The 20,135-nt window shown below is 62.7% G+C and carries 17 protein-coding genes; 4 read left to right on the plus strand and 13 right to left on the minus strand.

The window, feature by feature from the left end:
* Positions 1 to 9 precede the first annotated feature (9 nt).
* The 8 genes from pgaA to HX811_RS09255 form a co-directional block, all read right to left on the minus strand.
* Positions 10 to 2,463, minus strand: coding sequence for a poly-beta-1,6 N-acetyl-D-glucosamine export porin PgaA (pgaA, locus tag HX811_RS09220; RefSeq protein WP_177045662.1), 2,454 nt, complete (start codon positions 2,461 to 2,463; stop codon positions 10 to 12).
* Positions 2,464 to 2,644: 181 nt separating this feature from the next.
* The gene (locus HX811_RS09225; RefSeq protein WP_177045663.1) at positions 2,645 to 4,141 is read right to left on the minus strand and encodes a YdgA family protein; all 1,497 of its coding nucleotides are present in this window, start codon (positions 4,139 to 4,141) and stop codon (positions 2,645 to 2,647) included.
* Between the two features lie 266 nt (positions 4,142 to 4,407).
* The gene (locus tag HX811_RS09230; protein ID WP_003218188.1) at positions 4,408 to 5,040 is read right to left on the minus strand and encodes a hypothetical protein; all 633 of its coding nucleotides are present in this window, start codon (positions 5,038 to 5,040) and stop codon (positions 4,408 to 4,410) included.
* Positions 5,041 to 5,121: 81 nt separating this feature from the next.
* Positions 5,122 to 6,564 carry an efflux transporter outer membrane subunit gene (locus HX811_RS09235; RefSeq protein WP_003218190.1) on the minus strand — a complete coding sequence of 481 codons (1,443 nt, stop codon included), beginning with the start codon at positions 6,562 to 6,564 and terminating at the stop codon, positions 5,122 to 5,124.
* Positions 6,561 to 7,451: an efflux RND transporter periplasmic adaptor subunit gene (locus tag HX811_RS09240; protein ID WP_003218191.1), complete on the minus strand. Its 891-nt coding sequence runs from the start codon at positions 7,449 to 7,451 to the stop codon at positions 6,561 to 6,563. The genes HX811_RS09235 and HX811_RS09240 overlap by 4 nt, the downstream gene beginning before the upstream one ends.
* Positions 7,448 to 7,657: a DUF1656 domain-containing protein gene (locus tag HX811_RS09245; RefSeq protein ID WP_003218193.1), complete on the minus strand. Its 210-nt coding sequence runs from the start codon at positions 7,655 to 7,657 to the stop codon at positions 7,448 to 7,450. Before HX811_RS09245 ends, HX811_RS09240 begins: the two co-directional genes overlap by 4 nt.
* A complete protein-coding gene (locus HX811_RS09250; protein WP_102367858.1) occupies positions 7,654 to 9,732 on the minus strand; it encodes an FUSC family protein in 2,079 nt (692 codons plus the stop codon). The genes HX811_RS09245 and HX811_RS09250 overlap by 4 nt, the downstream gene beginning before the upstream one ends.
* Positions 9,729 to 10,160, minus strand: coding sequence for a MarR family winged helix-turn-helix transcriptional regulator (locus HX811_RS09255; protein ID WP_177009336.1), 432 nt, complete (start codon positions 10,158 to 10,160; stop codon positions 9,729 to 9,731). Before HX811_RS09255 ends, HX811_RS09250 begins: the two co-directional genes overlap by 4 nt.
* Positions 10,161 to 10,420: 260 nt before the next feature.
* On the opposite strand from HX811_RS09255, the gene HX811_RS09260 reads away from it, so the two are divergent.
* Together HX811_RS09260 and HX811_RS09265 are read left to right on the plus strand one after the other, a co-directional pair.
* Positions 10,421 to 10,699, plus strand: coding sequence for a hypothetical protein (locus HX811_RS09260; RefSeq protein ID WP_003218199.1), 279 nt, complete (start codon positions 10,421 to 10,423; stop codon positions 10,697 to 10,699).
* Positions 10,696 to 10,989: a type II toxin-antitoxin system RelE/ParE family toxin gene (locus HX811_RS09265; protein ID WP_177045664.1), complete on the plus strand. Its 294-nt coding sequence runs from the start codon at positions 10,696 to 10,698 to the stop codon at positions 10,987 to 10,989. The genes HX811_RS09260 and HX811_RS09265 overlap by 4 nt, the downstream gene beginning before the upstream one ends.
* A 4-nt stretch (positions 10,990 to 10,993) precedes the next feature.
* Here the strand turns inward: HX811_RS09265 and HX811_RS09270 are convergent, their stop codons facing one another.
* Together HX811_RS09270 and HX811_RS09275 are read right to left on the minus strand one after the other, a co-directional pair.
* Positions 10,994 to 11,239, minus strand: a complete 246-nt coding sequence (locus HX811_RS09270) for a DUF2789 domain-containing protein (protein ID WP_177009324.1) — start codon at positions 11,237 to 11,239, stop codon at positions 10,994 to 10,996.
* 75 nt (positions 11,240 to 11,314) lie between these two features.
* The gene (locus HX811_RS09275) at positions 11,315 to 12,922 is read right to left on the minus strand and encodes a glycosyltransferase family 39 protein (protein ID WP_371132394.1); all 1,608 of its coding nucleotides are present in this window, start codon (positions 12,920 to 12,922) and stop codon (positions 11,315 to 11,317) included.
* A 210-nt stretch (positions 12,923 to 13,132) separates the two neighbouring features.
* Here HX811_RS09275 and HX811_RS09280 point away from each other — a divergent pair, with 210 nt between their 5' ends.
* On the plus strand, positions 13,133 to 15,295 hold the full coding sequence (locus HX811_RS09280) for an outer membrane assembly lipoprotein YfiO (RefSeq protein WP_177045665.1): 2,163 nt from the start codon (positions 13,133 to 13,135) through the stop codon (positions 15,293 to 15,295).
* A gap of 3 nt (positions 15,296 to 15,298) precedes the next feature.
* Positions 15,299 to 16,003 (plus strand): DUF3142 domain-containing protein, encoded by a 705-nt coding sequence (locus tag HX811_RS09285; RefSeq protein WP_008433644.1) that lies wholly within the window; start codon positions 15,299 to 15,301, stop codon positions 16,001 to 16,003.
* A 62-nt stretch (positions 16,004 to 16,065) separates the two neighbouring features.
* Here the strand turns inward: HX811_RS09285 and HX811_RS09290 are convergent, their stop codons facing one another.
* The 3 genes from HX811_RS09290 to HX811_RS09300 all read right to left on the minus strand — a co-directional run bounded on the left by HX811_RS09290 (position 16,066) and on the right by HX811_RS09300 (position 20,075).
* Complete coding sequence (locus tag HX811_RS09290; protein ID WP_177045666.1) at positions 16,066 to 18,519, minus strand: TonB-dependent siderophore receptor; 2,454 nt, start codon at positions 18,517 to 18,519, stop codon at positions 16,066 to 16,068.
* A 93-nt stretch (positions 18,520 to 18,612) separates the two neighbouring features.
* Positions 18,613 to 19,569, minus strand: coding sequence for a FecR domain-containing protein (locus tag HX811_RS09295; protein WP_008433641.1), 957 nt, complete (start codon positions 19,567 to 19,569; stop codon positions 18,613 to 18,615).
* Complete coding sequence (locus tag HX811_RS09300; RefSeq protein WP_008433639.1) at positions 19,566 to 20,075, minus strand: sigma-70 family RNA polymerase sigma factor; 510 nt, start codon at positions 20,073 to 20,075, stop codon at positions 19,566 to 19,568. Before HX811_RS09300 ends, HX811_RS09295 begins: the two co-directional genes overlap by 4 nt.
* Positions 20,076 to 20,135 lie beyond the last annotated feature (60 nt).

The raw sequence follows: 20,135 nt of genomic DNA on the forward strand, positions 1-20,135 counted from the left end.
CGGACTCTTCTAGAAGCGGTAGGTGAGGTCGACGATCAGGCGCAGGTCGCTTTCGCGCTCACCGTCATAAGGTCGGCTGATCCAGCTGAGGTTGGCGCCGGTTTCGAGCACGTCGTTCCAGCGAAACCGCTGGCCGTAGCCCACCAGTGCAACGCCGCCGGTACCGTAGTCGCGCTGGCTGTAGGTGCCCGCCCCCACCTGGAACTGCTGGCTCCACTGGGTTTCGTAGCGGTGGTAGAGCACGTGGTTGACGGTGGCCGTGGGCAGCACGCTGAAGTCCGAGCGCGGGTTGAAGTACGGCGTGTCTTCCTTGGTGTTGCGGCTGGTGCCGACTTCCAGGCCCAGGTCGACTTGCACCCCCGGCGAGCTGTACACGCCCTGGCGACCGGTGAGCAGCGCTTCAAGGCGGTTGTTGCCGTCGCTGAAGTGGGACGGGCTCAGGGCCAGTTTCCATTCGCGGCTTTCGTTGGCGCGCCAGCGGATAAACCCGCTGCCGCCGTTGGCAGTAATGTCGGCATTCAGTGCCCGCAGCGGGGTGCTCGCGGAGAGGTAATCGAGACTGCCGCCGTACTGCCATTGGTCATTGATGTCGCGGGCAATCGCGATGCGTGCGCCCTGCTTGTCGCCAAAGCCGTAGGAGTGGTTGGAGACCTCGGCTTCGAGGGTCATGTCGCGGGTGCGCCGCTCTACACCGAGGCGCTGCCAACGGTGTTGGCCGGTGCCTTCTTCGAAATCGGCGGTGGCGTAGCCGGCCCCGCCGAACACGCGCCAGTCTTCATCGATGGGCGGGCTGTAGAGCAAGGTTTCGATGCCGAAATCGCGGCTGCCGGACACCGCGCCCGCGCCGTCATCGCCGCCGCCGTTGCTTTTGCCGGTGTAGGCCTCGACGCGCAATTCGGCCATGTCGTGCACATCCCGCAGGCGGCTGAGGCGCTGTACCTGGCGGTTGTCCGGGGCGCGGTCGACCACGTCGTCGGTGAGTGCATCGAGCTGGCGCCACTCCTGCAGATCGAGGGCAGTGTGGCCTTGGGAAACCTCCAGGCCGATGTCGCGCGGGGCCTGGGCTTCGGTTTCCTTGAGGGTGTTTTCGGCGCGCCGTGGCCAGTCGCGGGCACGGTACATATCGGCCTGGGCCAGGCGCAGGCCAATATTGCCGGGGGCCTGTTGCACCAGGGCTTCCAGGCCTTTTTCGCTGGCGGGCAGGTCGGCGCCATAGGTGCCGGCCTGGGCGGCCAATTGTTGGGCGTCCATCCAGGCGTCGTTGGGGTTGCCGATGGGCAAGCCCTTGAGCTCGACCCGGGGTTTCTGGGTGCTCGCCAGGTTGTCGGCGACTTCGCGGGCTTCCACCACTTGATCGTTTTCGAGCAGGGCGTAGAACAGCGCGGTGCTGTCTTCGACGTGATCGCCGGCGTCCGCATCGCTTGCCGCCAGGGCCTGGCGATACAGCGGCGCGGCCTTTTCCGGCTGGCGCTGGTCGAGGTAGGCGGCAGCGACCCAGCGCAGGGCGTAGGTCGGCAGTTGCACGCCTTCGCCCTTCAAGACTTGGTAATCGCGGATCACCTCGGCGGTGCGCGCCCGGGCTTTCAGCGCGCCCAGACGGTCGATGCGCCAGCGCACCACGTCATCATGGGCGTTGGCATCCGGTGTCCAAGTGGTGAGCAGTTGGTCGTAATCCTTGAGGGCACGGTCGGCGATGACGTAGCGCTCTTTTTCACTGCGGGTCGCGAACTCGGCCATGCGCACGCGCTCGGCGGCCAGGTCGCCTTCGAGGCGGCGTTGGGTGACCGGGTCCAATAGGCCAGGGCGCCGGGCAGCGAGGCGCAGGGCCGGTTCCGGCAGGCGCGCACGTTGCAGGGCGACGATGTATTCGCGGGCGACTTCAGGTTTGTTGCCGGCACGCATGAACGCCTGGTCGAATTCGAACAGCGCGTCATAGGTAGAGCCGGCACGGGTCAGTGCGTAACCCAGGGCCATGCGGCGGTCGGCGTCGTCGGGCTTGGCGGCCACCAGGGCGCGGGTGCGCTGCACCGCTTCAGCGGTCTGGCCGGCGTCCGCCTGGGTCAGGGCCAGGCCGAGTTGCAGGTCCGGGTTATTCGGCTCGCGCAGCAACGCCTGGCGATACACGGCAATCGCCGGTTCCCAACGCTGCTGGTTGCGATAGGTGCGGGCGACGGTGGCCAGCGCCTGGGTGGTGAGGGTGCGTGAGCGGCCCTGGGCCTCGTAGACCGTCAGCACCTCGGCGTCCTGGCGCGCCCAGCTGGCAATCAACAGGTGATCGCTGACCTGCCCCGGCGTCTGGCGCTCGGCGGGCATTTGGCGCAACAGGTTGAGGGCCGGACCATAGTTGCCACTGCGGGCCTGGTTGATCAGCGAATCATAGGCCGCATCGGCCGATGCCACGACGGGCCAGAGCAGTTGGCTGCACAGGGCCAGGCGGATAAACGGATGAATATTACGCGACATGTCGTCAGCTTCCTCACCAGGGAAAGCTGTAGCGATAAGTTCACCTGCACGACACTCCAGGCGGCCGGCATCTGATGACGCGGCCAAGCTTTCCCGGGGCGCAATATCCTTGAGGGGGGTACAAAAAAGGCCAATTCAGAACAATTGTTCAGAATTGGCCTACATCATTTTGAGCCGAGTCTTATTGAGCGCCGCTGACCGCGCCGAACTTGCCCAGCACAAAACCAATGAATTGCTCGACGGTCATTTTCTGGCCGTTGAAGGTCACTTCATTGTTGGCGTAGTGCAGCTTGGACACGATATCGGTACCCACCAGGGTCGCCAGTTGAGTACCCACGGCCATGCCGCTGATCATCTCGCTGGCCATCTGGGATTGCTGCTCGATGGCTTTCGGGTCGGTCACACCACCGATCTGCGCCTGCAGGCCGGCAACGTCCTGGATCATCGGCTTGGACAGGGTCAGGTTGGCGTCCAGCAGCGCAACGATTTGCTTGCCCAGTTCAACCGGCGGCAGGTCCATGCTCGACGGCTTGGCGAAGTCCGCCACCAGGTTGAAGCGGCTCTCGCCATTGGTGGTTTTCAGCGACAGGTTTTCTACCGCCACTTGCGGCTTGGCAGCCAGCAGTTGGTCGACGTTGGCCTGGGCCAGGGTCTGCTCGGCTTCGGTCAGTTGCAACTCAGGCACGGGCTGGCCAGCAGCGGCAGCGGCCTGGGCCGGCTGTACTTTTTCCTGGTAGAGCTTGGTCAGTACCAGCATCGACGGGATGTCGACGTTCTTCATGCTGACGGCCATGGCCGCCGAACCCACTGGCTTGCCCTGGTAACCGATCTCGTCGATCTTGTAGTCGACGCGGCCGGCCAGGTTGTTGTCCTTGGTTTCGCTGCTGTCTTTCTGCTCAAAGTTCTTGAGAGTCAGCACTGCTTGCTGCGGGCCGAAGGTGACCTTGGTGTTGGTCAGCTCGACGGTGTTTTGCCCGGTGTAGAAACCGAAGGTGGTTTTTTCCAGGTTGCTGGCGATGGTCAGGCCGCTCAGCTCCGCATCCAGCTTGGCGTTGTTGGCATCGACAACCGAGACCTTGAGGTTGTCCATGTAGCCGCTGGCCTTGACCTTCTTGCCTTCGGCGGTGGAGTCGAAGTCGAGGTTGGCGCCGGAGAAGCTCACGGCCGACTTGTCGTCCTTGAGTTCCAGGGGCAGCAGTTCAACGTTGCCGGTCACCGAGCGGTCATAGCCGATGTTGGCCACGCCTTTGAGGGGCGACACGTCCTTGCTGGCAGCGAACCATTTTTCGGTGGTGGGGTTTTTCTCGAGTTCGTAGTGGCTGGTGGCCATGACCGGCAGCCACTTCAGCGACACCAGGCGCGAGAACGGCAGCGGGCCGTGTTCGATATGGTCGACGAACAGCAGTTCGGTGTCCTGATGATTTTCGCCGAACACCGCGCCCTGGGCCTTGAGGCGATAGTGGGCGGTGCTGCTGAACAGCTGGCGGTCGAGGGAGACCAGTTCGAGGGTCACAGTGCCGTCGACACCGGCCATGGAGGTCTGCAGTTCCTTGTTGGCGTCCTGGATGGCGGTTTGCAGCACCGGCTCCAGTTGCTTGCCGGTGTACCAGGCACCGCCTGCGCTGATTGCACCAATGGCGACGACGATACCCAAGAGAACGACTGCTGGCTTATTCATGTAGTGACCTGATCAAATCCTGTGAAGTGGGCTGTCTTCCCTGAACCCCGAAGGGTGTCGGCTCAAGCCCGCCGAAATCCGGGGAAGATTAGCATTGGCTGGCGTATGCAGCCCAATTTTTCAATAGGCGCAGACTTCAGCGCTGAACGGTAAAGTGCCTTCGCGAGCAAGCCCGCTCCCACATTCGACTGCATTCCAAAGATGGAACTCGATCGAATGTGGGAGCGGGCTTGCTCGCGAAGGCGTCAGTACAGACACCACAGATTTCAGGAATACTCGGTTTCGATCTCATCAAGTTGATGGTCGAAGCTCTTCAGCCGTGCCGTCCACGTATACACCAGCACCTCAAACTCACGGTGAATCACCGCATTGCCCGGCGTATCCGACTTGGGATCATAAAAATCCAGCTGGTAACGCTCTCGCGCCATCGCAGTGGCCACGTCGGATAATTCCCGGGCGTTATTCAGCCAATGCCGTCCGTCGGCGACTTGCCGATCAAGCATCACACATTGTTTTTTCAAGGCTTCGAGGCTTTTTTCCAGCGGTGTGCCGGTCAGTTCGCCCATGACTTCCTGGAAGGTGCGCCCCGGCTGCCAGTAGCTGCCCCAGAAGTAGCGGTCGAACACCGTCTCGACCCGGCGCAGGGCAACCTTGGTGTCCCAGATCGCCACGCGGGTCTTGCCTTGTTCGAGCAGTCTTCGCTTGATTCGCTGGCCCTGGTAGGAGGCCCAGGCCACCACGCCGATGGACAGCACCGCGATCAGCGCGCTGGCGCTGTCGAGGAACACCATGGCCTTGTCGATTTGATGGGCCAGCATGATGCCGTAGAAGTAAGTCGCCGATAGCAACACCAGTGCGAAGAACACGCACCAGAAAGCGGGAGCATAAGGGTTTTTCATTATTGGAATCCCCATGAGCAAACGCGAGCAGTGACCAGCGGACCATCACGTAAGTCCGCCTGTCAAAGCATAGCAATCAGCTCAGGGTTTGCTGGCTTGTGTGGCTTGCGTTCGTCCACTTTCCCAGCCACCGCCCAGGGCCAGGAACAAATCGATCTGGCTCATGGCAACCTGGGTGTTCGCCGCCGCCAATTGCGCCCGCACGTCGGTGTAGGTGCGAGTGGCTTGCAGGTCAGCCAGGAACGACGCGCGGCCGGCCTGGAAGAACCGGTGCGTCTGCTCCGCCGCCTCTTTGGCCGACGCGCCGGCATCCGCCAGGGCATCGCGGCGTTGCAGTTGCGCGGTGTATTGCGCCAGGCCGGTCTGGGTTTCACGGATAGCGTTGAGCACCACCCCGTCGAAGTGCGCCAGGGCGCCCTGGGTCGCGGCTTCGGCTTCGTGGATGCGGGCGCGGGCGCCGTTGGTCGGCAGCGTCCAGCTGATCAGCGGGCCAAAGCCCCAACGGTTGGTGGCCGGGGTGCCGAGGTCATCCAGGATGCCGACGGTACCCACGGTGGCGCCGATACTGATGTCCGGGTACAGCGCGCCGGTGGCCACACCGATGCGCGCGGTGGCCGCCGCCAGTTGGCGTTCGGCCTGGCGCACGTCAGGGCGACGCTTGAGCAGCGTGGCGCCATCGCCCACCGGCAACAACTGCGCGATGTGCGGCAGCTCGGCGCATTGGGCAGTGCCGGCCGGCAGTTGATCCAGCGGCCTGGCCAGCAACATCGACAGGCGGAACAGCCCGGCCTGGCGCAGTGCTTCATAGCGCGGCATTTCGGCGCGCAAGGATTTGTATTGGGTTTGCGAACGGGTGACCTGGGTTTCATCACCGCGCCCGGCATCCCGCAGGCGCTGGGTCAGGTGCGTGCTCTGGGCTTGCAGGTCGAGGGACTCGTTGGCGATCGCCAGCTCTTCGTTGGCCGCACACACTTGGGTGTAGGAGCGCACCACGTCCGCCACCAGCGTGATACGGGCGATATCGGACGCCGCCTGGGCCGCATCGGCAGTGGCCTGGGAGCTTTCAATGCCGCGCTGCAAGGTGCCGAACAAATCGAATTGATAGGAAGTGCTGATACTGGCGCTGCCGATATTCGCCACCGGGACTTTTTCCGTCAGCAAATAGGCCTCACCCGATTCTTGCAGGCGCTGGGCTTCGGCCTTGGCCCCGGCACTCCAGCCGCCGGCCGATTCGGCTTGCTGCACCTGATAGCGCGAGCGCTGCAAGTTGGCCGCAGCCACCCGCAGGTCGGTGTTGGAGGCCATGGCCTGCTCCACCAGCTTATCCAGGCGCGGGTCCTGGTAGAGCTTCCACCAGTCCGCCGGTACCGGCGCCGACACCACATTGCTGCCCTCCCCGGCCAACTGGCCCTGAAGGTCACCGCGGTTCACGGCCGCCTTGTCCGGCAGTTTGTAATCGGGCCCCACCACTTGGCAGGCCGCCAGCAACAACCCCAGCCCGGCGGTTGCTAAAAGCCGTTTCATGGCTTGTTCTCCGACTTGGGTTGGTCGTCGATGATCGACACGGTGGCGGTGCGCCCGGCAATCATGCGGAAGTCTGCCGGCACATCGTCAAACGCAATGCGCACCGGAATCCGCTGGGCCAGGCGCACCCAGCTGAACGCCGGGTTGACGTTGGGCAGCAGGTTGGAGCCGCTGGTGCGGTCACGGTCTTCGATACCGGCGACGATGCTCTGCACATGCCCGCGCAGGCGAGCGTTGTCGCCGATCACGCGGATGTCGACGCTCTGGCCGACGTGAATGCCGTCGAGCTTGGTCTCTTCAAAGTAGCCGTCGATGTGGAAGGAGTTGCTGTCCACCACCGACAACACCGGACGCCCGGCGGTCACGAACTCCTGGTTACGCGGCGCACGGTCGTTGATGTAGCCGTCCACGGGGCTGCGGATCACCGAGCGGTCCAGGTTGAGCTGCGCGGCATCCACCGCCACTTGCGACTCGGCCAGGGCCGATTGGGCACGGGCGACACGGGACTGGCTTTCTTCCAGTTGCTCGCTGGCCACCAGGTTGCCGAGGCCACGGTTACGCTTGTTCTCGCGCACGGCCTGGGCCAGGGTTTCCTGACGGTCGGCCACGGCGGCCTGGGCCTGGCGCAGGGCCAGCTTGAAACGGTCCTGGTCGACGGAGAACAGCACCTGGCCGCGCACCACCAACTGGTTGTCGCGCACGTCCACTTGCTGGATCAGCCCGGACACGTCCGGGGCGATCTGCACGATGTCGGCACGGATGTGGCCGTCACGGGTCCACGGCGCGAACATGTAGTACATCACCATGCGCCACACCACGACGCAGGCGAAGGTCACCACCAGTAACGTCAGGACTACACGGCCAATGGTCAAAAAAGGTTTTTTCATGTCATGAGGTATCGACTGAGTGAATCCACTGCGCCCAGCAACAGAGCGTAGAGACCCACATTGAACAATGCCCGGTGCCAGACCAGGCGATAGAAGTGGACGCGGGTCAACAGCCCGTGCACCACCAGGTACAACACATACGTAATGCCCATCAGCACCAGCAACGTGGGCAGGAACACCCCGCTGATATCCAGATCACCGATCATAAAGGCGCTCCATCGGGTAACGGCGCTTCCATCTCTGTGCCGCCAAGAAATTCCACGCCGGGCAACAGCGCCAGGCGCAAGCCGCTGAGAGCGTGCAACAAATGCAGGCGGGTTTCGTCCTCGCCTTGCAGGCCCTGGCCGTTGAGGGCGCGGCGGGTACGGTCGAGGGTCATCAGCAGACCGCTGGGGGCCGGCAGACGTTCACCGGCCTTGAGGCAGGCCTTGAAGTAACCGCCGACGCCTTCCACCACCTGGTTCAACAACACCCGCGGCACCCCGAGGATGCGCGGCGAGTACGCCAGCAGGTCCAGCAGGTTCAGCGCCACCCGCACTTCCCGCAGAGCGATGCCGGTGTCCTGGCCGGTCATGGCCAGGCGCGGCAGGTGTTGCATCAGGCGGTCGAGCATTTGCACGCCCATCTTGCGGTGTTCGGCCAGGGTCGCAGGCTCGGTCAGGGTGACGATGTCGCGCCAGCTGAAACGGGTCAGGCGCTTGGCCGCAAGCTCGGCGCCGAACGGCCGGGCAATCAGGGTCCAGACAAAGGCGAACAACAGGCCCACCGGGCCCGCCAGGTTGGAGTTGGCAAAGGCCAGGAAGTCCGCGTCGTAGGCACCCTGGATGCTGATGAACGACGAGGTATTGACCAGCGTCAGCAGCATGCCGAGGTAGAAACGCGGCTGTACCGTCAGCGTGCCGATGCAGATAAAGGGCACCGAAAACGCCAGCACCAGCATCGGGAAATCGTGGAGGTTGGGCAGCACCAGAAACAAGTAGAGGCTGGCGAACAGCACCGACATCGCGGTCCAGAAAAAGAACCGGTAGATCTGCGGCGCCGGGTCGTCCATCGAGGCGAAGAAGCTGCAGGCCACCGCCGCGAGGATCACCGCGCTGCCACCGTCGGTCCAGCCCAGCAGGATCCACAACACCGAGGCGACGATGATCGCGGTGACGGTGGAAAACGCCGAGTAGAACATCAGGCCACGGTCGAGGAATGGCGTCAGCCGGCCCAGGCGCCAGTGGCGGTAAACTGCGCGCCAGCTGTCCTGGCTTTCGCACTGGATGGCGGCTTGCAGGCTGCGGCAGTCTTGCCACAGATCCACCCACTCGCCCAGGCGATACAGGGCGTTGGAAAACAGCAACTGATGGCGGTCATCCAGGGCGTCGGCATCGGGTTGCAGGGCTTCGATCTGGTCACGCAGGACACGCCAGCGTTCGAGGGGCGCATCCTTTTGCGTGCTGGCCAGCCACTCGTTGGCGGCGGTCAGCAGCGGCGTGAAGCGCTCGAGCAACTCCGGGGCGCGGTGTTCCAGGGCGTACACGGCGTCGTCCAGTGCGTCGATCACCGGCAGCAGGTGGATCATCCGCCCGCGCAGCTCCTTTGTATTGCGCACCGTTTGCGGCCGGGAGCCCTCGTGGGGCAGTTGGCCGATCATCAATTCCAGGGTGTTGAAGGTAGCGACCATGCCGCCGCGCAGGGTGCTGATTTCCTCGGGTTGCACATTGCGGCTGAGAAAGCGCTGGCTGTAGACCTGGGCGTCGGCAAACCACTTGCTCACCGAGTCATCGAACACCGGCGCCAGGCGTCGCGGCCAGAACATCGCCCCCACCACCGCCGCCACGGCGATGCCGAGGAAGATCTCTTCGGTCCGCGCTTCGGCCACATCCCACACCGCCAGCGGGTTATCCACCACCGGCAGGGCGATCAGCGGCAAGGTGTAGCCGGCCAGCATCAGCGCATAGCTGTTGGCGGTGCGCAGGTGCAGGGACAGGAACAGCAGAATCCCGGTCCACAGCGCGATCACCACCACCAGCAAGTAAGGCGTCTGCACAAACATCGGCACAAAAAACACCGCTGCGGCCGCCCCCATGAAGGTACCGACCGCCCGGTACAGCGCCTTGGAGCTGGTAGGGCCGACAAACGGGCTGGACACGATATACACCGTGGCCATCGCCCAATACGGACGCGGCATTTGCATCAGCATGGCGATGTACAACGCGATCATTGAAGCGGCGAATGTCCTTACGCCATAGAACCAATCCCTGGCCGGCGGCATGCCGGTAAAAAATCCGTTCAAGAACTCACAACCATGGGATGTTGATTGGCACCTTCGAAGGCCCGCAGTACACGCAAAGCAGCTTCCAGGTCATCGGGGTCGATTGTCGCCAGCACCTCGCGACGCAGGCGCACCAGTTGCTGTTCCACTGCCTGCACCAGCTCGCGGCCACGCTCGGTGAGGCTCAAGGCCTTGGCGCGGCGGTCGTGGATGTCTTCGGTGCGGCACACATAGCCGGAACTGCACAGCTGATCCAACAGGCGCACCAGGGACGGGCTTTCCATCCCGGCGGCCTGGGCTACCTTCACCTGGTGCACACCGTCGCCGAGGCGGCCGATCATCAGCAGCGGCACGGCGCAGGCTTCGGAGATGCCATAGCTGACGAGCGTGGTCTGGCAGATTTTGCGCCAGGTCCTGGCACCTACCACCATGCTGCTGCTGATGTTCATCTGGAGTTGTTCGAGGGTCTGGGACACTGGATTATTCGCATACAGTTAGTTTGCTAACTATCAATATGGTCGATGGATCCAATGCAGTCAAGTTTTGATACAAACTTACGGATGGGAGGATGGCCCGTGGGCTAAGTAAAGCTGGTTTGGGGAAAGGTGTTTTGCCGTCAGCAACCGTCAGTCGCCTCAGTCAGCTCACATGCGTCGTCAGGTATGCACGTTGTATATACTTCGTACATACCAATCCAGAGCATTCACTTATGTCAAAACTGGCCGTTTTCACCTTGAAGCTTGAGTCGGAACTACGCGACCAATTCATGGCCGAGTGCGAGGCTACCCACCGTCCTGCATCGCAAATCGTGCGAGATATGATGCGTCAGTTTGTCCAGGCCCAGCAGGAATCACGGGAGTACGACGCGTTCTTGCAGCGTAAAGTAGACGCCTCTCGCGCCTCGATACAGGCAGGCAGAGAGATTTCCAATGAGGATTTGGAAGCTGAGTTTTCTGCGAAACGTGCTCACGTAGATAATCAGGAATGAGGATTGCCTGGACGCCGGAAGCGGCGCAGGACCGTAGGGATATCTGGGACTTTTTATTTGAGAAAAACCCACAAGCCGCAGCCGATATGGATCGACGCTTCAGCAGTGCAGTGCTGGGGCTGGCAAAACACCCAGAAACCGGCCCACTCGGCAGGATCACAGGCACACGCGAAGTCATTCCTCATCCAAGCTACCGCCTTGTTTACCAACTTGAGCCCGACGTAGTAAGGGTCGTGGCGCTTGTGCACACCGCTCGCCAATGGCCACCAGAGAAAGCAACCGCCTCTTGACGGCCTAGACTCCTCGCCCCTCTCTCAACCGCAAATTCAACTCATCCACCACCTCCGCCCAATCCGCGTCCTCCAGAATCTCTTCACGCAAAAACGCCCGCTGGGCCGGCGTCCAGAAAAACGCATCCGCCAGGTGCAGTTCGGGCTTGAGTGGGGAGTGGACCGCGATGAACCGCTCGATGCTGACCGGGTCATCGGGCAAACCGAGCTGTTTGAACAACGATGGCAAGTTGTGGACTGGGGATTCCATGAGGCGTTCCTGGAGAGAGGGTTCACCTGAGTCTAGCCCCCCAGGCGAACATAAACCTCTCAGGTGTTGCGCGGATTAATCGCAGCCCTCACGGTGCACGCCCGCTGGCGCGTTACACAGCACGAACAGCCGGGCCCGCGCGCCGCCGCCGTCCTGCTGGCTGAGCTGACGCCATCCGGCCGGCAACGGGGCAAACTCATCCGGCGGCTCCGCGGCGCTGATCAGCCATACACGCTGGATCTCGGCGGGTAACGCCGACAAGCGATCAAGGTAGATGCGCCCGCCATCCTGGTCCACCAGGGTGCCAAAACCATAGGCATTAGGCCGGGTGGACTTGCCGGCGGCGGTCGGCGGTGTGAAAAGCTGCAACTGGGCGTCGGTCTCGTCGTAATAGACGTAGGGCAGGTACCACAGCATGTCGCTGATGACGATGCGGTCATCTTCCTGGTAGTTACGATTGACGAACTCCACCACCACGTTGAATTGATCATGCTCATCGACGGTGGAGTTGGTCTTCACGCCCACCAGCTCGACCCCGACAAACAACACGAAGACTGCCGCTGCTGCGAGCGGCAAGCGCGACGACAGACGGTCGACGGCCAACGCCACGATGATCGGCAAACTCATCGCGTAGGCGGTGAGATAACGCTCGATAAACACCGGGGAAATAAACGAAACCCCATAGACCAGCAGCACTGGCAGCAGGAAAAAAAGCCCCAGCAGCCAGCCAAAGCGAAAGCGGCTTTGATCGCGCCAGGCAGTCACACCGACCAGCGCCATCAGCAATAACGGAAACACCACAAAGAGCGGTCGCCACAAGTGGTCGCCCGGGTCCTGGATGAGGAACTGCCACACCATCGACGGCACGGAATACAGGTTGACCGGGTCTTCCCAGCCAATGTCACCGCCCACCTTGAGTTCTTCGGTGTGCTGCACCAGGCCCAGCAGATTCGGGAGCCAGGGCAAGTACAGCAACACAATGGCAACGTTGGCCAACCACCAGCCCGCACGCGTGACCAGGCGCAGGCCGCCGGCCCGTGGCTGGCGCAGCAACAGCAGCCATGACCAATGCACCAGCACGCACAACGCGGTGAAATAGTGGGTGTAGAAGGCTGCCGTCATCAACAGCGCATAGGCCACCAGATAGCGCTTGCGCTCAGGCTGGCGGACCCAATACACCAAGGCCAGGGTGGCGGCCAGCAGCCACACGCCCAGCAGCGAATACATCCGCACTTCCTGGCTGTAGCGCACTGCCGTGGGCAGCAACGCCAACAGAATCCCGGCCAGCACCGCCGCGCGACGGGTCGCGATCAGCCTTGTCAGCCAGATTCCCAGGCCGATTGCGACCACACCGGGGATCGCACTCATGCTGCGCAGGGAGAAAATGCTGTCGCCGAACACCTCGATCCAGCCGCGCAGCATGCAGAAATACAGCGGCGGGTGAACGTCATGTGCGGCGTGAAACCACAGGTCTTCCAGGGAATACTCGGCGAGCAGCAGGCTTGAACCTTCATCGCCCCAGATGGCGGAGGCGGTCAGGCCATAGAAACGCACGGCCATGGCCAACGCCACCAGCGGTACCCACCACAACCGAGCCAGCCAGCCGGCATGTTCCCAAAGGCCAGGATTGAGCAAGGGCAATGCCCCGGCCTTGTTGTCTTGTTCCGCCACAGAGCGTCGCACCTCTACTTCCTCACCCACTACTGAACCTGCGCTTGCGCGAACACCCGCCACTCTAGGTCAAAAGGCCTTGATTCGCCCGCTGTTTTGCATGGATTTGACCAACCATCCGCCAATCGGACAAATCTGAATTTTGCGCAGGACGTCTCCGACGCTTTCATCGGATCACGCTATGATTGCTGCCTTCCATGGATTCAGGATCAAGGACATTTCATGCGCATCGGTCTTCTGTCACCCCTGGCACTGGCATTGCTCGCTACCCTTCCCCTCCAGGCCCACGCCAGCGGCGATGACTCTTGCTACCCGGATTGGCGGGTGTCGCGCAACAGCCTGGACGTGTGCAGCAACCTGCCCTTCCTGAGCCCCGGCAATGACAGCCGGGTCAACCTGCGGCTGTTGCTGGCGGACAAAAACGTCATGCCGCTGGCGCCGAATGCCTTGGGCGAGCAGGACGTGTCCGAAGGATTTGGCCCGGTGCCCTTTCCGGTGTATCGGCTTATGCCGGCTGCGGATGAGCCCGACAACAAACCCGACGACTCGCGCACCGCCGAACTGGATGAACTGCTCAGCCCGCTGGGCATCAAGCGCGACGACGCCAAGACCGCCGGTGAAGCCTTCCTTTCCGGCGAAGGCAGCCGTTGCCGCAGCAATGCCGATGACAGTGCCGCCGCGTTTATCAGCCAGGTGGTGAAGGCCGATGCACCGCAGGCCGAGCGCCAGTTACTGGCCAAGCTGCGGCTGCAGATGCTCGGCAGTTGTTCCTCGGACGGCGTAGCGGCAGGCGAGGCCGACCAAATCAAATCGGCAGACGGCCAGGCATTGCTCACCTACCTGAAAGCCGCCGGGGACTTTTACAGCGGACGCTTCAGCGATGCGCAAAAAGGTTTTGCCGGGCTGACGAGCAGCTCGCTGCCCTGGCTGAAGGAAACAGCGCTGTACATGACCGCCCGCACCGCGCTGAACGACGCCCAGCAAAATGCCTTCGATGAATACGGCACGCCGTCGCTTGAGCATGTGGATAAGTCTGCCCTGCAACGGGCCGAAAGCGCTTTCGACGACTACCTGAAAACTTATCCACAGGGCGAATACGCCGCCTCCGCCCGTGGCCTGTTGCGCCGGGTGCACTGGCTGGCGCCCAACCCCGACAAACTGGCGGACGACTTTGCCTGGCAACTGACCCAGGCCACCGATGCCCAGCGCAACGTGTCGCTGGATGAACTGGTGCAGGAAGCCGACACCAAGCTGCTGACCAGCACCACGGCACCTGTGGGCAACCCGCTGATCCTGGCCCTCAACGACCTGATGTGGATGCGTGCCGGTGAGCCGCCGAAGCTCACGCGTGAAGCGCTCGATGCACAAAAAGCGGTGTTCGCGCAGGAGCCCGCGCTGTATGCCTACGTGCAGGCGGCGTTTGCCCTGAACGTCGAGCATCAGCCCGACCGTACCTTGAAGCTGCTGCCGCAAGACGTGCCGTCGAATCTCGACTACTTCGCTTTCAGCCAACAGACCCTGCGCGGCCTCGCGCTGGAAGCCAAGGAAGACTGGAAAGCCGCCGAAGCGCTGTGGCTGCAACTGCTGCCGCTGGCCAGGCAACCGTTGCAACGTGACCAGCTGGAGCTGGCCTTGGCGATGAACTACGAACGCAGCGGCCAGTTGGCCAACGTATTCGCTGCCGACTCACCGATCAGCGCCAAACAGGTGCGCTATATCCTGCTGCGCAACGTCGCCGGTCCCGACCTGCTGCGCCAGCAGCTTGCCCATGCCGAAGACCCGGTAGAGCGCCAGACCGCACAATTCACGCTGCTCTATAAAGACCTGCTGCGCGGCCAGTTCGAGACCTTTGCCGAGGACCTCAAGCAACTGCCCGCCTCGGTTGCCGATGACAAGCTCGGCACCAGCCTGGGCTACGTCTACAGCGGCGGCCAGTCGTTGAGACTGTTCCAGTGGAACGGTGACAAGGCCGAGTCCGGCTACACCTGCCCGAGCATCGCGCAAATCGCCAGTACCTTGCAGGCCGATCCGAAAAACCCGCAGGGCCTGAACTGCCTGGGGGAATTCGTCCTGCGTAACGGCCTGGACGGCATGCCCCTGGAACAAGCGCGCTCCGCCGGCAGCCTGGGCAGCACTGCCTCGCCCTTCAAGGGTGAAACCTTCTCGCGACTGGAGGGCTACAAGCGGGTGATCGGCAATCCCAAGGCACCGCGAAACGACAAGGCCTACGCGCTGTTTCGTGCCATCAACTGCTACGGACCTTCGGGCTACAACAGTTGCGGTGGCGAAGACGCCGACAAGAACGTGCGCAAAGGCTGGTTCCGCCAGTTGAAAACCGGGTTCGCCGACACCCAGTGGGGCAAGTCGCTGCAGTACTACTGGTAAGCCGTGAAGCGTTTCTGGCTGGCCCTGCTCCTGCTGGCAAGCCCGGCCTTCGGCGCGGTAGACGCCCGCGACCATGATGCGTTCTGGCTGTGGAGCGGTGTCGCGCCGCAGCCGGTGCTCAAGCAGGCGAAAACCCTGTACATCCTCCAGGGCCAGATCAACTCGACCCGCCGCGCGCCCCGGCGTGGCGTGCAATTCATCGCCCAGGGCATGAGCGTGCCGCGCATCACCCAGGGTGAAATCTGGGTGGTGTACCGCGCCCACACCCTGCACTGGCCCGAGTCGGTCTACAGCCAGATGCTCGGCCAGGTACAACGCTGGCGAGACGCGGGCAACCCGGTGGTGGGCATCCAGATCGACTTCGATGCGCGCACGCAATACCTCGACGAATACGCGGACTTCCTGCGTGACCTGCGCCAACGCTTGCCCAAGGACCTACGCCTGAGCATCACCGGGCTGATGGACTGGAGCAGCAACGCCGACCCGGCCGCCATCGCACAACTCAAGGGCGTGATTGATGAAGTGGTGGTGCAGACCTACCAGGGCCGCCACAGCATCCCGGACTACGCGGCGTATCTGCCACGCATGAACCGGTTGGGGGTGCCGTTCAAGATTGGGTTGATTCAGGGTGGGGCATGGGAGGAGCCGGGGTATTTGAAGGGGAGTGAGTGGTTTCGCGGGTATGTGGTGTTTTTGCAGAATCCCTGAGTGCCCACGGTCCTTGGACTGTGGGCACTCAGGGCTAAAAAACGCCCGCGAATGACCGGTATCTACCAGTCATAAGTCAAGCTCGACACCACCGTGCGCCCTTCCCCGTAGTAACAATCCAGGTCACTGGTGCATTGCGACACGTAGGTCTTGTTGGTGAGGTTCTGCACGTTCATTGCCAGCTTCACGCCTTTGAGCTTGAACGCCGAACGGCCCAGGTCGTAGCTCAGGCTGGCGTCGTAGACGGTATAGGACGGAATGCTGAACGCCCCTGCGTAGTAATCACCAAAGCTGCTGCGAACGTAACGCGCGCCCAAGCCTGCGCCAACACCGGCCAGGGGTGTGTCGCCGAGGACGGTGTAATTGACCCACACCGAAGCGGTAAGCGGTGAGATGCCTGCCGGGTGTCGGCCTTGGCGGCCGTCGTTGTCCTTGGTGTATTTGATGTCGTTGCGCGCTGCCGAGGCGACCACGTCCCAGGCATCGCTGAGGGACGCCTTGGCTTCCAGCTCTACGCCACGCGAGCGCATGGCACCGCTCTGGGTGCTGAAGGTGGTGTCTACCGGGTTGGTGGTCAGCACGTTTTTCTGATCCAGTTGATAGACCGAGACCTGCACAAAACTCTTCTGGCCCGGCGGCTGGTATTTCAGGCCGACTTCGTACTGGTTGCCGGTAGAAGGATCGAACGGTTTGCCGCTGATATCGGTGCCCGACAGCGGCAGGAAGGATTCGGAGTAGCTGATAAACGGCGCCAGGCCATTATCGAACAGGTACACCAGACCGGCCCGGCCGGTGAACGCCTGGTCTTTGCTGCTGGTGCGGGTGTCGGCCAGTGGCTCCTTGTTGACCACGTTGGCCCAGTCGTAGCGCCCGCCAAGGACCAGCGCCCACTTGTCCAATTTGATCTGGTCCTGCACGTACAAGCCGGTCTGGGTCACGGTGCGGTCCCAGCGATAAGGCTGGCCGAAATTCAGCCGCTGGCCATAGACCGGCTTGAACAGGTCGATCACCGGCGGATTACGATCGTACAGGCCGTGGAATTGCGAGTTGAAGTGGTAGTAATCCAGGCCAACGATCAACGTGTGGGACAGGGCGCCGGTGTCGAACTCCGCCTGGGCGATGCTATCCACACCGAATACTTTGTTGTGCTGCGACCAGTCCACACCGAAGCGTTGCAGATAGCGTTGGTCTTGCACGCCCGTTACCGGGTTGGGCACAAATCTGTAGCCGTGCAACGGTGCGGTGTAGCGGTCGTCCACTTCGGCGTAGCGAGCGTTTTGCTTGAGGGTCCAGGTGTCGTTCAGGCGATGGGACACCTCATAGCCCAACACGTACTGCTCGCGGTTGTACTGGTTGACGCCTGGCTCGCCGATGAACACATCACGCTTGATCTTGCCGTTGGGGTTGTCCCAGATCGTCCCGGACGCGGGCAACCCCTGGGCCTCGGGCACGCCTTTGTCTTTCTGGTACTGGGCGAACACGGTCAGGCGCGTGTCGTCGTTGGGCTGCCAGGTCAGGCTGGGGGCGATGAACTGGCGTTTGTTCTCGACGTAGTTGATCTCGCCCTGTTCGTCCTTGGCCAGGCCGGTGAGGCGATAAAGAAACTCGCCCTGCTCATCCAGCGGTCCACCGAGGTCGATGGCGGCGCTTTTGTGCTCGTAGGTGCCGGCCTCCAGCACCACTTGATGCACCGGGGTTTCGCTGGGGCGCTTACTGACCATGTTGACGATGCCACCCGGTTGGTTCTGCCCGTACAAGACCGAGGCCGGCCCCTTGAGCACTTCGATGCGCTCCAGGGAATAGGGCTCGATCTGCAAAGCACCGCCGGTGCTGCCGCCGCCGTAGGGCAAGTGCAAACCGTCGAGGTACAGCGGCGTCGGCGTAAAGCCACGGGAGGTGGGCTCATCGAACAGTTTGACCCGATCGGAAAAACCGCCGGCCGTCATGCCCGGTGTATAGAGCAACGCCTGGGTAACGCTTTGCGCGCCCCGCGCCTTGATCTCGGCGGCGGTGATGACGTTGATGGTCTGGGGGATTTCCACCAGCGCCGAATCGGTCTTGCTGCCGGTGGCGCTGCGCTTGGCAACGATGCCGTCAACCGGGCCCCAGGCCGTTTCCTGATCCTGTTGACCACTGATCTGCGTCGCACCGAGTTGCAGCGCGCCGCTCGCGGGCAGGGCCTGCAATGACCAGCCGCCCTGGGATTGCACCGCGACCAATCCGCTGCCGGCCAACAAACGCTCCAACCCTGGCCCGGTGGCGTAGCGGCCCTGCAAGCCGGCGCTGTGCTTGCCTTGGGTCAGCGAGGCGTCCACCGACAACAGAATCCCGGAGGCGCTGGCGAACTGGTTCAAGGCCTGGTCGAGGTTGCCCGCCGCAATGTTGTATTGGCGCAGGGCTTCAGCACTCTCCTGGGCCTGGACCACGCTCGGCACCACAGGCGCCGTCGCCAGCAGACTGACAAACAGGCCACGGCGCAGGGCTCGGGCCAGGGGTTGGATTGGGTGGTGCGACATTGCAGGGCTCCCCGTGAGAACGCTTCTTGATTGGCTTTCAAGAGGTATCCCGGACGGGGTTGGAAAACCGACAAGCCGCAGGCAAAAAATTTTTTAGCCCCGCGCCTTGATCGTGACCCAATAGCGCGTCACCGCCTGTACCTGTACCGGCAACGAACGCTCAAGCGCGTGGAGAATTGCGTCGGTGTCATTCAGCGGAAACACGCCGGTCAACAGTAAGCCGGCCACTGCCGCATCGCAGCGCAACAGCCCCGGGCGATAACGGCTCAACTCGGCAACGAACTGCCCCAGCGGCTGGCGCTCGGCGATCAAGCGGTTCTCGGTCCAACTGCTGGCATTGGCATCCACCGGCACCAGCGTCGAAGTCCGGCTGGCGCTGAACCACAGGCTGTCCCCGGCATTCATCTGCACCGCCGCACCGCGCACCGGACGTACCTGCACACGTCCTTCATACAGGTCGACGCGGCTGCCATCGTCCACTTCACGCACGGCAAACCGGGTGCCCAGGGCCTGCACATCTCCGGCCGGGGTTTCGACGATCAATGGCCGGGACGGGTCGTGGCCACTGGTCAACAGGATCTCGCCGCGTATCAGGCGGATACGCCGCTCACTGGCGCTGAAGCGCAAGTCGACCGCGCTGTTGCTGTTGAGGTCCAGGCGCGTGCCATCGCTCAAGGTCAGGTGACGAATCTCGCCGGTGGCGGTGCGGTATTCGGCAAACGCCGCCTGCCAGGGCTGGCTGCTTTGCACCAGATAGCCGCTGCCACCGGCCACCAGCAACAGCCCGAGCAGTTTCAAGGCGGCGCGGCGTTGGGTGTCCGGTGTATCGCGTAACACCGCACGGGCACTGTCGACAGGCACACCGCCGAGGGTTTGCTGTAACTGCTGCAAGCGCTTCCAGGCGCGCCGGTGTTCCGGATCGGCCTCCTGCCAGCGCGCGAAGGCCTGGCGCTGATCGCCGTCCATCTCGCCGCCCCATTGCAGCATCAACCACTCGCTGGCCTGCTCGACAATGGCCGGGGCAATCGGCGCTTCGTGCCGGGTTCTCATTCTTCGTAGACGACCTGGTAGCAGGCGAGAATCGCCCGGGTCATGTACTTCTGCACCGAGCTGACGGTCACCTCCAGGCGCTCGGCGATCTGTGCGTAGCTCAGCCCTTCGAACTGCGACAACAGGAACGCGCGGCGCACGTTGTCGGGCATGCGGTCGAGCATGGCGTCGATCTGCATCAGGGTTTCGAGGATCAGTGCGCGGGTTTCCAGGGACGGGGATTCGGGCTCCGGCAGGTGGGCAATGCTTTCCAGGTAGGCACGCTCGATGCGCAGGCGTCGCCATTGATCAATCACCAGGTTGCGGGCGATCTGCGTCAGGTAGCTGCGGCTTTCCTTGTCACCGGGAAAGCGCCCCGATACCAGTAAGCGCAGGAAGGTGTCCTGCGCCACATCGGCGGCGTGTTCGCGATCCCCCAGGCGTTTGCGCAGCCAGCCTTGCAGCCAGCCATGATGGTCGCGATACAGGAGATGAAGCTGTTGCCGGCCGTCAGTCGCGGTGTCCATGAAAAGCTCGGATACGTTATTGAGAGCAATTATCATTACACCATGTTGCACGGCTGGCAA

The sequence above is a fragment of the Pseudomonas sp. F8002 genome (genome assembly GCF_013385495.1).
Classification (GTDB): domain Bacteria; phylum Pseudomonadota; class Gammaproteobacteria; order Pseudomonadales; family Pseudomonadaceae; genus Aquipseudomonas.

Coding starts and splice junctions, on each gene's coding strand:
- pgaA (WP_177045662.1), bottom strand. CDS start 2,463: ATGTCGCGTAATATTCATCCGTTTATCCGCCTGGCCCTGTGCAGCCAA.
- HX811_RS09225 (WP_177045663.1), bottom strand. CDS start 4,141: ATGAATAAGCCAGCAGTCGTTCTCTTGGGTATCGTCGTCGCCATTGGT.
- HX811_RS09230 (WP_003218188.1), bottom strand. CDS start 5,040: ATGAAAAACCCTTATGCTCCCGCTTTCTGGTGCGTGTTCTTCGCACTG.
- HX811_RS09235 (WP_003218190.1), bottom strand. CDS start 6,564: ATGAAACGGCTTTTAGCAACCGCCGGGCTGGGGTTGTTGCTGGCGGCC.
- HX811_RS09240 (WP_003218191.1), bottom strand. CDS start 7,451: ATGAAAAAACCTTTTTTGACCATTGGCCGTGTAGTCCTGACGTTACTG.
- HX811_RS09245 (WP_003218193.1), bottom strand. CDS start 7,657: ATGATCGGTGATCTGGATATCAGCGGGGTGTTCCTGCCCACGTTGCTG.
- HX811_RS09255 (WP_177009336.1), bottom strand. CDS start 10,160: ATGAACATCAGCAGCAGCATGGTGGTAGGTGCCAGGACCTGGCGCAAA.
- HX811_RS09260 (WP_003218199.1), top strand. CDS start 10,421: ATGTCAAAACTGGCCGTTTTCACCTTGAAGCTTGAGTCGGAACTACGC.
- HX811_RS09265 (WP_177045664.1), top strand. CDS start 10,696: ATGAGGATTGCCTGGACGCCGGAAGCGGCGCAGGACCGTAGGGATATC.
- HX811_RS09270 (WP_177009324.1), bottom strand. CDS start 11,239: ATGGAATCCCCAGTCCACAACTTGCCATCGTTGTTCAAACAGCTCGGT.
- HX811_RS09280 (WP_177045665.1), top strand. CDS start 13,133: ATGCGCATCGGTCTTCTGTCACCCCTGGCACTGGCATTGCTCGCTACC.
- HX811_RS09290 (WP_177045666.1), bottom strand. CDS start 18,519: ATGTCGCACCACCCAATCCAACCCCTGGCCCGAGCCCTGCGCCGTGGC.
- HX811_RS09295 (WP_008433641.1), bottom strand. CDS start 19,569: ATGAGAACCCGGCACGAAGCGCCGATTGCCCCGGCCATTGTCGAGCAG.
- HX811_RS09300 (WP_008433639.1), bottom strand. CDS start 20,075: ATGGACACCGCGACTGACGGCCGGCAACAGCTTCATCTCCTGTATCGC.